The following is a 14,222-nucleotide window of genomic DNA, read 5'->3' as shown; positions in this document are numbered from 1 at the left end:
CCTTTGCTAAGTAATATTGAGTCCGGCAGTTTCCGAAGGCAAATGCAGCCATCTGAAGCTGCCGGCTTTTTTTATACCTTATTCGGTGGCCGATACGAGCATCAGCGAATGATATTTACCCTGGTAATGGTTATAATATAAAATATTTTTAAGTGCCTTTTGAGGCTGGTTTGCTCCCTGCAAAACCGTAGCCGGCACCTCACCCCTTTTTAAAATATTTGCCGCCAGCCATAATGCAAATGATGACGAGGTAGGATATTCGCCGCACAGGTGTTTATAAACACCTGTGGTGTTACTTTTGAACAGCGATTGCTCCAAATTTTCATAGATCGCATCGTTGGCCAGATCACCATTTTTACCGGCGATCACCAGGCTAAGATCTTCAGCTACCAATCCGTTTTTCCTTAAAAAAGCTGTAATGGCTGCGTGCAGATCTGCCGGCTTGTACAAGGTTTTTAAATCCGTCAATTCTGCCAGATCCTCGGGAGATGAATTGTTAGAAAGCAGCGTAAAAGCCGCCCCCTCCCCGCCTATAGTGCCTTTGGATCTTTGTTTATACAGTTCAATATTTGATATGGGCGAACGCTTGTAAAGGCCCAAACGGGTAAAAACTTTAAAGCTGGTATCTACCATTTCATCTATCCCCCCTACCAATACGGTATCAGCTTCCTGCTCTTTTAACAGCATAACGGCATCAAACAAAGCATTTTCAAAAGAAACACCTTTATGCACAAAGGTGCTGTTATAACTATGGCACTTCAGCATCAGCGCTATTTGCGCTGCAACCGTGTTGTGGGTGCTTTGGATAAACGCTGTCGGCGGCAGCATCTCTTCGTTCAGTTCAACTATCCGGGTTAAAAAAGTGATGGTATCTTCCATACAACCAAAGGCTGTACCTGTAATGATTGCCCCCGGCATCTCGGTTTTGCCCAAAGCCAGGCACTCTTTGGCAGCAGCCACACCCATTTTGATCACATGGCTCATCCGCCGGATTAATTTGGGATCGATATAGTTTTTATAATCCGGCTCAACCGCTTTTAAACGGGTGCCGGTATACTCCAAAACGTTCTGCAAAAAGGCAGGATTAGCCAGGGTATTTTGGGCAGATATTGCGGCGGCCGACCTGATATATATCTTCATATTAAACAGCCGAAAAAATTAAAGATGTGCAATTCCCACCAAAGCCAAATGAATTGGACATTACATGGTTAACCGGTTGCTCTTCCTGGAAATGCTTCTCGGGCTCAAAAGGCAATTCGGTTATGCGGGTTTTAAAACGCAGATTAGGATAGATGATCTTATGCCGGATGGCCAGAGCAGAAAACACCGCTTCGATACCACCACTTGCACCAAGGGTATGCCCCGTGAATGATTTGGTAGAGCTCATGGGGGGATAATTGGGATGAAATACCCGCTTTACCGCTGTACCCTCGGCACTGTCGTTATTTGGCGTGCCGGTGCCATGCAGGTTGATATAGCTGATATCCGCCGGGCTTAGGCCGCTTTTGGAAAGTGCACCCGTCATGGCCATATAAGAGCCGGTGCCATCCGGAGATGACGCGGTTTGATGGTAAGCGTCATTGCTGTTATTGTAGCCGCTTAATTTACAATACATGGGTTTGCCTAAAGTTGCTGCAACTTTTTCTGATACCAGCACCACGTAACCGGCACCCTCGCCCAAATTTAAGCCCTTCCGCTCCTCATCAAATGGCTTACAAAAATCATCATCCAATATCATCAGCGTATTGAATCCATTCAGCGTAAATTTGGTCAAAGCATCCGCACCTCCCGCTACCACAACGTCGGCAACGTCGTTCCGGATCAACCGGGCACCGTAAAAAATAGCATTGGCAGATGAGGAACAAGCCGTGCTGATCGTGGTTATAAAATCGGTTATCCCAAGCTTATCGGCTACAATTTCGGTAACGCTGCCGCACTCATGATCATATACACTCTTTAATTTCCCCTTGTTATTATCGGCTAAAAAATCAACAAAAAAATCTTCGCTCTTATCCATCCCGCCCACGGTGTTTGCCGAAATAAACCCGGTACGCAGGTTGGCAATTCCGGGGATATTGGCATCTGCCAGTGCCTCCTGTGCAGCAGCCAGGCTGAGTAAGGTGGTACGGCTGTTGTAATCAATTAACCCAACCCGCCCGGCCAGTTCTTCGTTGGATAGCTTTACTTCTGCAACGGGCAGCTTACCCTCATATACGGTATCAAACAGGGTAATACCGGCCATACCGGCCGTCTCGTTTTTAAATGCGGTTAAATGTTCGTTCACATTGTTACCGATGGCAGAAATAACGCCAACTCCCGCTATGTAAATGGTTGCCTCTGTACTCAATTTGGTAATGTTAATTAGCCCTGTTAAAAATACGGTTCATGTTCGCCGGTGTAAACAAATCAGCTGATTGAATTTCTTTCTTTTCAATCAAAAACAACGTGGCTTTATATTCTTCGCCCAGTACATCCACCCAGCCGCAGATACATGCATCCAGGATGCCATGATTCAGCAAATAGGCCACCTGGCTATGCATAAAAGCCGCATCAAATGTTTCCTGTAAAAAAAATGCCTGCTCGCCTTTGAATTTATTCCTGATGCAAATTTCTCCAATAACAATATTGGGCAAAGTGTAAACAAACACCGAAGGACTCGGAATCTCGCTTATCGTATCGTGGTATTTAAGGTCGTTATCTAAACTGGAATTGCAATTGGCGATAACTAATCCAATTTTCCCGGCTTGGTAATTTTCCTGTATATTTTCGTTCTGAAGCAATACCTCCGATGCCAGCCAACCGAGCTTGCTCAGGTTATCCATTTTATAAAATTTAGGATAAGTTACTTTCAGCTGTTGGTAAATATACACCAGGAATTCCTGTAAAGAAGCATCCGGATTGCTAAATATCTGTTGCTCGTTTTTAAACACAGTGCTGCCGGCAATGGAACAATTTGCAGTTATGTAGTTATTTATAAGCAACTTATTTATTTAACTAATTACCAAAAATATTATTTTTTACCAATAACCATGGCAGCATTACAACCCCCAAACCCAGAAGCTGTTTTTAAAAAGGTGTTTGTTTTAATCATGGTCTGCGTTGGGCTCACCTTCATTTCATGGGTAACCCCGTTATGCTCGTAGCCGGGGGTTGCAATAAGCAACCCCTGAACAGCCTCTTGGATAGAAATAACAGATTCAATTAATCCTGCCGCGCCCAGCGTATGGCCGTAGTAGCCTTTTAAACTATTTATAGGTGTGTTTTGTAGCCCGGCAAAGGTGATAGCACTGGCCTCCATTTCGTCGTTATAGGGGGTGGCTGTGCCGTGTGCAGATATAAACCCAATATCGGCCGGGCGTTTGCCGGCATTTGCCAAAGCATCTTTTATGGCCTGCCCCAATTCTTCACCGGTGCGCGACGGGCCAGAAATATGGTTAGCATCATTGCTTACCGAACCGCCCAAAACCTGCAAATTATCTTTGTACTTGCTGTTGGTTGATAATATAACCGTTGCAGCTCCTTCGCCTAAATTCAAACCGTTACGCCCGCTATCAAACGGTTTACATACAGCATCGCTCAATGCCTGGAAGGATTGAAATCCGGATAGCACAAACCTGGATACTTCATCTGCACCCGTTACCACTGCATGGTCATATTGCCCGGATTTTAATAAACGCATGGCGGTAATCAACGCCAAAACCCCGGAAATACAGGCGTTTGAAATAACTACGGGGGCGTTCACAAACCCAAAATGTGCTGCAACTAATTTTGCAGAAGCCGGCAGCGCAATCCGGGCGTTAAGCTCCGGGCTACTCACTTCCGTATCCAGCAGGCCAATGTTGCCTTTGGTAGAAGAAACGATTAAAACGGTACGGCTATTCTCTGCGTCGATGCCGCTTATTTGCAGGGCATCAGCAACAGATGCAACAAGCATCCGCTCAAAGCGGGTATACCGGTTATCGGAATCAGCGAGAAATGTTTCGTCCCCATCAAACAGAGCGGCAAAGAAAGGCCGGGCAGACAATGCCGGATCGCTGCGTTGTATCACAGCTGTTCGCCCGGCCTTTAAGGCTGCGAAATTTGCGGCAGTGGTTTTCCCTAACGGAGATAAAATATTATCCGCAACCACATACACGCCGCGTGCTATGTCTTCGCCTGCACTGTTCATTTGCTTGGTTTATTGCCGTTAACTAATCGGCAAACGCAGTAATATGTTCGTTGTTTTCCAGGAACTCTTTTATCCGCTGCAAGTCTTTATACTTTGGCTGATCCTCCACAAATTTCGGGAAGATCCCCCTGGCCTGATCATACAGGGCGCGGGATACCGATGAGAGCTTATCCTGGCAATTCAAATAATCTATCGCCTGTAAAATAGTCATCAGGTGGATGCCCAGCACTTCAAACGAGTTATCGATAACGCGCTTGGTCATCAGCGCAGCATTACAGCCCATGCTAACAATATCCTGGTTATCATTATTATTCGGGATGCTGTGTACATACATGGGGAATGACAGGGTTTGATTCTCCGCCACGGTAGAGGTAGCCGTGAACTGCATCCCCTGCATGCCAAAGTTAAAGCCCAGCACGCCCAGATTTACAAATGGCGGCAGCTTTTGGTTCAGCTTACTGTTGAGCAGATAGTTCAGCTGGCGTTCGGCCAGCATACTTAGCTTGGTGATCGCAATCTTTAGTTTATCCATCTCCAGCGAAACGTAATCGCCGTGGAAGTTGCCACCGTGAAAAATATTCTGGTTCTCGTGATCGATAACCGGGTTATCGTTTACCGAATTCAGTTCGTTCACTACCACATGCTCCGCAGATTTGATGGTGTCATAGATCGGCCCAAGCACTTGCGTTACACAGCGCAGTGAGTAATATTCCTGCACCTTATCCTCAAATACTTCCTGGTCTAAATTATCGGGGTTGTATAAATGTTCAGAACGGTCACGGATCAGTTGACTGTCTTTTAGGATCTCCCGCATCATAGCGGCAATCTTATTTTGCCCCTTATGGTGTTTTACAATATTAAGCTCTTTAGAAAAATGATCGTCAAACGCCTGTACCACCTCGTTGATCATCGCTGAAAACAGCAGCGACCAGTTTAATAATTTCTGCGCCTGGATGATATTGATCATCCCGATACCCGTCATTGCGGAGGTACCGTTAATAATGGCCAAACCTTCCCGAATGTGGATGGTCAACGGCTTAATGTTGAATTTGTTAAAGATCTCGATAGTTGGATGAACACCATCTTCAAACAGCACTTCGCCTTCACCAATCAGGATCAAACCCAGGTGTGCCAGTTGTACCAGATCGCCGCTTGCGCCTACGCCGCCATGCTCGTAAATGCAGGGACAAATATTATGGTTGATCAGCTCTTTCAGGATCTCGACAGCCTCGGGATGCACGCCCGAATAAGCCTGCATAAAGCTGTTTAACCGCGCTATCATTAACGCCTTTGACAGTTGTGCAGGCATCACCTTGCCGCTGCCGGATGAATGGCTGCGAATAAGGTTATACTGCAACTGCAGTATATTCTCCTCGGTTACCTTGTATTGTGCCATTGGCCCAAACCCGGTATTGATGCCGTAGATCAACTTATTGGACGAAAACTGCCGGAGAAATTCAAAATTAGTATTCACCTTTTTCAAGGCGGTTTCATCTAATGCAATCTGCTTTTGTTTGAATATCAGTTCCGAGAAATCAGCTAAGGAAAGGACATTTTGTCCAACAAGTATCATGGGCAAGTTTTTCTGTCGATGGTGAATAATAATTGGCTAAAGTATAAAATATATGCAAAAGCACCCTTATGTAAAAGCAATTCGGGCTATTACGGGCGCCTATCTATAAACTTGATGGGCTTGCGGCTGGCATCGCTGAACTGCATTTTTTGTATCTCTTCAACCGATAGGTATTTAATATGCGGGCTAACGCGCAACCGGGCCTGCAGGTACGCCCTGATGCGGTGATCGCATTCTTCGTTATCTTCGGCGGGCACCAGGTAAAGCAATACCTGGTCGAGCCCAATTTCATCCGGGTACACTTCTATCACAAAATCAAGGATCTCTTCCCGCTCGTTCAGCAGATCGAACAGTGCCGGCGGGTACAGCGTGGTACCTTTAAATTTGATCATCTGCTTTTTACGGCCAATGATAGATGACAGGCGCAAACTGGTTCGGCCGCAGGCACAGGGCTCATCAAAATACATACAGATATCGCCGGTTTTGTAGCGCAGCAGCGGCATCCCTTCAACTCCTAATGTGGTAATGGTAACCTCGCCGGGCGTATATGGCGCAACCGGCTGATTTTGCTCATCCAGTAACTCCACAATCAGCAGATCAGGCTGGTAATGGCCGCCTTTGCCTTGGGTACACTCCGTAAAAGCGGTTTGCATTTCTGTACTGGCGTAAGTAGAAAACAGCTGGATATTCCAGGCTTCGGTGATTTTTTTACCGAGAATGTTCAGGCTGAAATCGGTATTGCGGATATTCTCTCCGATACAGATGGCTTTCTTCACCGATGTCTGGTTAACATCGATGCCGGTCTCTTTTGCAAACTGTATGAGTTTTAAAATAAACGACGGTACCCCCACAATAGCTGTTGGTTTAATGCGCTTAATGGTTTCCCATTGCAGAGCAGGTACGCCGGGGCCCAAACGTACCATCCCTGCACCCAATTTACGAATGCCGGAATAATAGGCGATACCGGCCATAAACTGCCTGTCCAGCGTTAGCATCAGCTGATAGATATCATCGCTGGTACCTTCGGCGCACAGGAAAGAATTGTACTCGTTGTAAGCCAGGCGGTTGAGGTCGTTTTCGGTGAGGGCTATAGTAACCGGGCTGCCGAGCGTACCGGAGGTAGACATATATTCCACCACATCACGCGGAGCCACACACAGGAATTCGTCATTGCGCTGCTGCAGATCATCTTTTGTGGTAACGGGGATCACCGATAGATCGGCAACCGAAGTGATCGTACGGTAATCTACCTGGTGCAGGGCGAACAGCTCTTTATAGAACGGGGAATTAGCAGCCACATAAGCTAACAGTTCCTGTAATTTTCTTTCCTGCAGTAAAGTGGTCCCTTCGGGCTTCTCTTTTATCAATTCCATGTATTCCTCTATCGTAACCAACTCACCATCTATCGCATCTTTGCCGCGGCTATAAGCACTGTGCGGCTCTCATTTTTAGGCCGAGCCGATTCCAAATTTAAGAAAAAAGACCGGCAGGCAACTATCAATGTGATACTTACTCCATAAACATGACACGCAAAACAAGCCGAAGTTTAATTTGTAACGTATGTAAAGTATTATGTTTAAACACCCAATGATGTTAGTCGCCCTGCTTGTGATTACTTTCAGCACGACTGCCCAAGTAAACAACCCGGTGAGATACAAGGATTTCGTTTTCCCCAATGTAAGCAAAACAGAAGACTTGACCTACAGCCCCGGCGATGATAAAGACCAGAAAAAAGCCCACCTATTTGATTTGTACGAGCCCGCGGGTGATAAAGCCACCGCCCGCCCGCTGATTATATGGATGCACGGCGGGGGCTTCAAATTCGGATCAAAAAACGCATCAGGCATTAAATTATGGAGCGAAACATTTGCCAAACGCGGATATGTATGCGTAGCGCTGAATTATACGCTAAGTAAGCACTACCCGTTCCTGCATGTAGACCAGCTGCTCACCAGCGCTTATATGGCGGTGCAGGATGCCCGTACTGCCGTTGCGTATTTTAAAAAGAACGCCAAACAATATCATATCGACCCAAACAAGATCATTTTAGGCGGAAACTCTGCCGGCGGCATGATCGCCCTTCAAGCAGCCTACACCAGTAATGCCGAGCTTGGTAAAATGGCCGCTATGCCGGATTCAATCCCGGGCACTAAAGCAACCGAAATGCTTAAAGTTGCAGGGGTAATTAATTATTGGGGCGCAATATTCAACACCGACTGGCTGAAGAACGCCCGGGTGCCCATCGTAAGCGTACACGGCAGCAAGGATGGTATTGTGCCCATAACTCACAAAAGTGCCCCGCTTTTCGGCAGCGTGTCCATTCACGAAAAAGCCGACGAGTTGAAGATCCCCAACGATCTGAAGATCTACGAAGGTTATTCGCATGAATTGCAGCGGCACTTCAACCCTTTGTTCAACCTTGGCAAAAGCACCAAATCGCGTTGGCTGGAAGCGGGGCAGTTCACCGCAGACTTTCTTTACGCCAATGTTATCAAATAACGAAAACACCTCTGATAAACAATAATTAAACTTTGGCGTTTAACTGATGTCTTACACAATAAATTAACCAATTAAACATGAAACTGATACGCACCGTTTTAATTGCAGTGATCATCATGACCAGCTTTGAGTTTGCTGATGCATCGCCATTAATGCCGGCACCAGCGGAAACCTTCCAGATCAGGAGACCGCCGCCGCCACCAGATCCCTTGCACATTTTCAGCAAGCGCCCGCGCCGCAGAGTAGTAAGACATCGCCGCGGAAAAGTGCGCATTAAATTACCGCCACGACCACCGGCGCCACCGCGTCCGTTCTAAAATATGAAGAGGCCCCTGGTTTAAAAATCAGGGGCCTTATTTGTACTTAAATTACCTCAAAGAAAGAAAGCCTTAGCTGCCCACTCCCCCCACAACAAAAATCAACAAACTCCTTGCCCCGTGTGCTCCCAATACCAGCGATTGTTCTATGTCGGCAGTTTTGGATGGGCCGGCTATAAAAGTGGCAAAACCGTGATTGCTGCCTTGGGTACGCAGGTAGGCGGCGTGCATATCCGGCACAATATCTTCCGCGCGCACCACCAGGGCCAGGTGCTGGCAAATAAACGGCAGCACACGGGTACCCATTTGCTTTTCGGTAAGCCACAAGGCACTGTTCTCGGCTACGCCAAACTCTGCCTGTAATATCGCTAAATCTACATTAGCCATTTCGTGCGGGGTTTCATTGGCAAACAACGCGGCATCTTTGGCTACGCCTAAAAGCTCGGGGATGGATGTTAATACCCTTGCGCCGCTAATGATACTCAGGTGATCTTTAATTTCAGCAACGTTGTTTACATCAATCACTTTACCGCCTACATTCCCGGCAATCGTTTTAAAAGTATCCAGCAAATCAGCCTTATCGCAGAGCTTATTTTCCCATCCGGTAACGCCCGGCGCAGCTACCAAAGGCGGCTGGTTGCGGCGTACATCTGCCAATATCTTTTCCCTTGCAGTCATATTCTTATTTAACTCTTTCCTGATCCTGTCTCCTGAATTCTTGATTCCTGATTTCTAACTCCTGACTCCTGAATTCCTGATTCCTAACTCTTGAATTCTTGTCTCTTATATCTTGATTCTTGTCTCTTGATTCTTGCCCCCTTGCCTCTTAAGACCTGTTCTTCGCGTACCATTCCCCGAATGATTCCTTTGGTACATCGGGCATGTCGCGCTGCTTATACCAGGGATTTAGCGGGTTGTTCATGGCAAAAGGCGCGTGCTTCATTACCCACCTCCCGGCCTTACCTGCAACTCGGTAAACTTTTGGCGATGAAAGGGTATAGGCCATGGCCTGCATGGCGGCGGCTTTCTTTTTATCGCCGTAACCTTCTTTTATAATTACCTGCCGCCATTTGTAAAGCTGTTCGTGGATATCGATCTTAACCGGGCAAACATTGGTACAAGACCCGCAAAGCGTTGAAGCAAATGGCAGGTCGGCGTATTGCTTCATATCTAAATTCGGCGCCAGTATAGAGCCTATCGGCCCTGCTACCGCCGTATGATAGCTGTGCCCGCCACTGCGCCGGTAAACCGGGCAAGTGTTCATACAGGCTCCGCAACGGATGCATTTAAGCGAATTGCGAAAATCCTCACGGCCAAGCTGAATGCTTCGGCCGTTATCAACCAAAATAATATGCATTTCATGCCCTGGTCGCGGGCGTTTAAAATGACTGGAATAAGTGGTAATAGGCTGCCCGGTAGCACTACGGGTAAGCAAGCGTAAAAATACGCCAAGGTGCTTGCGTTCAGGGATCAGTTTTTCGATCCCCATGCTGGCAATGTGCACATCTGCCAGGTGGGCGCCCATATCTGCGTTCCCCTCATTGGTACATACTACAAATTCCCCGGTTTCTGCCACGGCAAAATTTACACCGGTAAGCGCTGCTTTACGCGATAAAAAAGTGTTTCTTAAATGGATCCGGGCAGTTTCCGTTAAAATCTGCGGGTCAGATTCCCCCTTCTCGCTGCCCAGGTGCAGGTGAAAAATATCGCCAATTTCTTCTTTCTTTTTGTGGATACAGGGCAATACGATATGGCTTGGCGGCTCCTTTGCCAGCTGAACAATAAGTTCGCCCAGGTCAGAATCCACCACATTGATCCCCTGTTCTTCCAGGTAATGGTTGAGATGGCATTCTTCCGTCAGCATCGATTTGCTTTTCACCATCTGGTGAATTTGATGCTTTTTTAAAATACTGAGCACAATCTCGTTGTGTTCTTTGGCATCGGCCGCCCAGTGCACGTTAATACCATTGCTTATGGCATGCTTTTCAAATTGCTCCAGGTAATTAGCCAGATCTGACAATACATTGTGTTTGATCTGCGAAGCTGCCTCCCGCAATTCCTCCCAATCAGGAATCTGGTGAGATGCCTTATCCCGCTTTTGGCGAACCCACCAGAGGGTTTCATCGTGCCATTCTACGCGCTGCTCATCTTTATTAAACGCCTCTGCAAGTTCTGCATGGTCTTTCATATCGCTTCCTCCTTTACACCGTTCAATATCTCGGCAATATGGATCACTTTTACTTTACTATTTTGCCTTTTCAAAATGCCTTCCATATGCATCAGGCAGGACAGATCCGCAGCCGTGATATATTCCGCACCATTCTGGATATGGTCAGCCACGCGATCCTTACCCATCTTGGCAGATACCGCCTCCTCTGCCACGCAAAAAGTACCGCCGAAACCACAGCACTCGTCTGCCCGCGTAAGCTCCACCATTTGTATGCCTTCCACCATATTTAACAAACTGCCGGGTTTAGAAAAAGGCGCAGCAGTCAGCTCCGTCATTTGCGCTAGTTTGAGTCCGCGTTGCCCGTGGCAGCTTTGATGCAGCCCCACCTTGTGCGGAAACTTCGCGGTTAATTTTTCTACTTTTAATACATCGGTTAAAAACTCCGTAAGCTCATAGATCTTTTTGCGGATCCCGAGTGCAGCTTGCTCGTTATCTTGCGCGTGCAGGTGCTCCTTAATGTGCAGGGCACAACTGCCAGAGGGTGATACGATGTAATCATACGCTGCAAAGTTTTTTACAAACAGATCATTGCAACCCCCGGTTAGGTGTTCGTAACCGGAATTGGCCATAGGCTGCCCGCAGCAGGTTTGCTGAGCCGGATAAGCCACCTCCACACCAAGCTTTTCAAGCAACTCCAGTGTGGCGATAGCTGCGCCGGGATAAAACTGATCGACGTAGCAAGGGATAAAAAGGCCTACTTTCATGTAATGATTACGCGGTTATACTTATTTTGTTGTATTAATTTTCTTATCTAAACCGGCAAAGCCGCAGCGGGCGAATATAAATCATAAACTTTCAACTTAGCAAAAATTGACAAATTGCCAGCTTGCTCCCTGCTGCACTGCTTCATAACCCCAGTTGCTCAAATTGCTTAATTATCGCTTTGGTGATGATGGCATATCCTTTATCTGAGGGATGCAAACCATCAAAAGTTACGTTGCTGGCCGCTGTCGGGTAGGGATATTCATCTGTAACCGGGTTAAACGGCACTGCTATGTACCCGGGATATTTATAATTGACGTATAAACCAGTTACCGGGTCTTTTAAACGCTTGAACTTTACAGCCTTTTCAACCGCTAATTTTTTGTTGTGATAAAGGTCCACCACCGGGATCTTTTCAAATTGCCCTATCGAATCTATTGCATCGGCAAAAGCTGCCAGCGTTTGCCCGTTTTTGGATTTGTAAGAGCCAAATGCATTGTTCTTAGCATCGTTGATGTATACAAAGTCACCACGCTGCATCGGGGTGATCAGCAGGATTTTTGCCTGCGGTTTGAGGCTGCGGATTTTATTGATAATGATCCGGAAGGATCCATAAACCGTGGCATTGCCTCTATTGGTTTTGTAATCCGCCAGCGCACCCAGTGGCCTGCCCTGCCACCAGTCATTCGTGCCTAAAAATACCGAATAGGTATCGGCTTTGGTGAGGCCCAGGCTATCTATCCGGCTGGCTATATTGCCTGATGTCCATCCGTTGTATCCCTTATTGATGTAATGCAGCCCAGGAAAATGCTCGGCAACACCAGTCAAATAGCCTTTAGTAACGCGGTTCGCCGTTTCATTACGGTGATCGTTCAGGTAAGTGATCGAATCGCCGATGGCCACCCAGGTTGTTTCCCGGTTGCTGAATGAGCTAAGCAAGCCTATGCCCAATAAAACAGCAACTGTTAGTTTGATAATTCTCATTGTTGCGGCAATTTATCATTTAACCTTTATAATTTTAATACCCTTTGGCGCTTTCACTTCAATATTAACGCTGCCATTCGCCAGCCTTGTATTTTTGATGCTGACAATACCCAACGGCGTGGGGAAAGTGCCTTCTGCATATTTCAGATCGCCCAAATGCGGTGCAATCTTTAATACCCGGCAACCCGGCGCCATTAAATTAACGCCCAGCACATATTGGGTAAGCCATGGCGTTGGGCCCGACGCCCAGCCGTGGCTTAAACTATGCCGAAACCCTTTATAACAAAACGCGCCGTAATCCCCATGGATATCTTTTTTACCTGCAGGCACCAGTTCATCTATTCTTGATGCATTGGGCAGCCAGTCGATATTAAAATCTTCCCAAAAGGTGGTTGCACCTAATGAGAGCATAGGCCCCCAATAATTGCGGATAGCATCCACCCCACCCTGGTAATCCCCTGCATTAGCTTTGGCGTTCAGCATGTAATAGCCAAAAAAGGTGGAGTAATTGTGTACGCCGCCTGCCGACAGGATCTGGTTTGCCTTTTCAGCCGGCATCAGGCCCGAGAGCGAAAGCAAAGCCGCCGCTTGTTTGGAACTGCCCGGATCGGGTACGTTCTTTTTCAAATTGGCTACCGCGGCTTTGCACCGGGCTGCGGTAGCAGGATCATTTAAAACCGTGCTGAGCTCTGCCCCGGCATTTAAAGTCATCACCAGCATAGCCTGCAGGCCCGCGTGGATTGCCTTCGGGTCAGTGCTGGAGGGCCAGTCTAAAAAGCGGGCACCATCGTTCAGGCTTTCGCTGTTATTGGCATCAATTTTTTGAGCAAACTGATTGAGCAAAGCAGTTAAGTATATTTTTTGCTTTTTTAGATAGGCCAGGTCGCCGTTGTGCATATACCAATCGCGCTGAATGAGAACCCACCACATCGAGTAAGACACCATACCGTTCATGTATTCGGGCAATGGGGTAATGTCACGTGCCAGATCCAGGCTTTTGGTTACCACATTGCTATTACCAAACACCGCTGCTATGGTTGATGTTTCGGGGTGCATATCACCCACCCAAACCAGGCGGTCGCGTTTGATGCCATCCCAAAGATAATCCTGCATATTGAGGTGTACGGTATAAGCCCCGGTCATCCAGATCTTGTTTAGTAAGGTATCACTGCTTTTGAACGAGCCGAGGTACGGAATATCGCGGTAAATGAAAATTGCGCGTGCTTCTTTAAGTTTTAGCTGTGCATTATCATCCAGCAGATCTATCCGCACAAACCGGAAACCGGTGTTACCCACCTCCAGTTTACCCAGCCAGGGCAGCGAGATCACAAAATCGCGCATGGCATGGTCATTGGTTGCACCCTTTACAGTATCGATGTCGCTCATGGCCTCACTTGCTGATTCGCCAAACCTGATGCGAACCCTCACCGGTTTGCCTCCCCGGGATTGATCGGTAACCAGCTGCAGCCCGCCGTGCATTTCGCGGCCAAAATCCAGCAGTAAGCCAGCTTTGCCGGTAGCATCATTTTCCATTACGCACAGGTCCTTACCCGAAAGGTCGGCCTGTCCATCACCCGGCTTCAATAAGCGTTCGGCATTTTTGATATGGCTGGCCGCACCCGGCGCTTGCCATAAAATGCGCACAGGTGAAAGATACCGCCGAACAGTCTCCTCGGTTTGCACATCTTTAAGATGTGTACCGGCAAAAACCGGCGGCAGCTGCGCGTAAGTGCTCCTGGTAAAAAAAAG

13 protein-coding genes are annotated in these 14,222 nt (G+C 47.3%); 2 read left to right on the top strand and 11 right to left on the bottom strand.

All coding sequences use genetic code 11. The features are described from left to right. Positions 1 to 78 precede the first annotated feature (78 nt). The 6 genes from A0256_07495 to A0256_07470 all read right to left on the bottom strand — a co-directional run bounded on the left by A0256_07495 (position 79) and on the right by A0256_07470 (position 7,114). On the bottom strand, positions 79 to 1,134 hold the full coding sequence (locus A0256_07495) for a hypothetical protein (GenBank protein AMR34466.1): 1,056 nt from the start codon (positions 1,132 to 1,134) through the stop codon (positions 79 to 81). 7 nt (positions 1,135 to 1,141) lie between these two features. Next, positions 1,142 to 2,329 (bottom strand): beta-ACP synthase, encoded by a 1,188-nt coding sequence (locus A0256_07490; GenBank protein AMR34465.1) that lies wholly within the window; start codon positions 2,327 to 2,329, stop codon positions 1,142 to 1,144. 28 nt (positions 2,330 to 2,357) lie between these two features. Next, positions 2,358 to 2,981, bottom strand: a complete 624-nt coding sequence (locus A0256_07485) for a hypothetical protein (GenBank protein AMR31278.1) — start codon at positions 2,979 to 2,981, stop codon at positions 2,358 to 2,360. Positions 2,982 to 3,010: 29 nt separating this feature from the next. Then, positions 3,011 to 4,168 carry a beta-ketoacyl synthase gene (locus A0256_07480; GenBank protein ID AMR31277.1) on the bottom strand — a complete coding sequence of 386 codons (1,158 nt, stop codon included), beginning with the start codon at positions 4,166 to 4,168 and terminating at the stop codon, positions 3,011 to 3,013. Positions 4,169 to 4,190: 22 nt separating this feature from the next. After that, positions 4,191 to 5,741, bottom strand: coding sequence for a histidine ammonia-lyase (locus A0256_07475; GenBank protein ID AMR31276.1), 1,551 nt, complete (start codon positions 5,739 to 5,741; stop codon positions 4,191 to 4,193). 89 nt (positions 5,742 to 5,830) lie between these two features. Next, on the bottom strand, positions 5,831 to 7,114 hold the full coding sequence (locus tag A0256_07470; protein AMR31275.1) for a phenylacetate--CoA ligase: 1,284 nt from the start codon (positions 7,112 to 7,114) through the stop codon (positions 5,831 to 5,833). A gap of 199 nt (positions 7,115 to 7,313) precedes the next feature. On the opposite strand from A0256_07470, the gene A0256_07465 reads away from it, so the two are divergent. After that, the gene (locus A0256_07465) at positions 7,314 to 8,240 is read left to right on the top strand and encodes a hypothetical protein (protein ID AMR31274.1); all 927 of its coding nucleotides are present in this window, start codon (positions 7,314 to 7,316) and stop codon (positions 8,238 to 8,240) included. Positions 8,241 to 8,317: 77 nt separating this feature from the next. Further along, on the top strand, positions 8,318 to 8,557 hold the full coding sequence (locus tag A0256_07460) for a hypothetical protein (protein AMR31273.1): 240 nt from the start codon (positions 8,318 to 8,320) through the stop codon (positions 8,555 to 8,557). A gap of 72 nt (positions 8,558 to 8,629) precedes the next feature. Here the strand turns inward: A0256_07460 and A0256_07455 are convergent, their stop codons facing one another. The 5 genes from A0256_07455 to A0256_07435 all read right to left on the bottom strand — a co-directional run bounded on the left by A0256_07455 (position 8,630) and on the right by A0256_07435 (position 14,192). Beyond that, positions 8,630 to 9,235, bottom strand: a complete 606-nt coding sequence (locus A0256_07455; GenBank protein ID AMR31272.1) for a hypothetical protein — start codon at positions 9,233 to 9,235, stop codon at positions 8,630 to 8,632. 148 nt (positions 9,236 to 9,383) lie between these two features. Beyond that, a complete protein-coding gene (locus tag A0256_07450; protein ID AMR31271.1) occupies positions 9,384 to 10,745 on the bottom strand; it encodes a 4Fe-4S ferredoxin in 1,362 nt (453 codons plus the stop codon). Continuing rightward, positions 10,742 to 11,491 carry a Fe-S oxidoreductase gene (locus A0256_07445; protein ID AMR31270.1) on the bottom strand — a complete coding sequence of 250 codons (750 nt, stop codon included), beginning with the start codon at positions 11,489 to 11,491 and terminating at the stop codon, positions 10,742 to 10,744. The genes A0256_07450 and A0256_07445 overlap by 4 nt, the downstream gene beginning before the upstream one ends. Positions 11,492 to 11,633: 142 nt before the next feature. Then, on the bottom strand, positions 11,634 to 12,473 hold the full coding sequence (locus A0256_07440; GenBank protein AMR31269.1) for a GDSL family lipase: 840 nt from the start codon (positions 12,471 to 12,473) through the stop codon (positions 11,634 to 11,636). A gap of 15 nt (positions 12,474 to 12,488) precedes the next feature. Then, positions 12,489 to 14,192: an alpha-L-rhamnosidase gene (locus tag A0256_07435; protein ID AMR34464.1), complete on the bottom strand. Its 1,704-nt coding sequence runs from the start codon at positions 14,190 to 14,192 to the stop codon at positions 12,489 to 12,491. Positions 14,193 to 14,222 lie beyond the last annotated feature (30 nt).

The sequence above is a fragment of the Mucilaginibacter sp. PAMC 26640 genome (genome assembly GCA_001596135.1).
Lineage (GTDB): Bacteria > Bacteroidota > Bacteroidia > Sphingobacteriales > Sphingobacteriaceae > Mucilaginibacter.
This window is presented reverse-complemented; position numbering and strand designations above follow the sequence as displayed.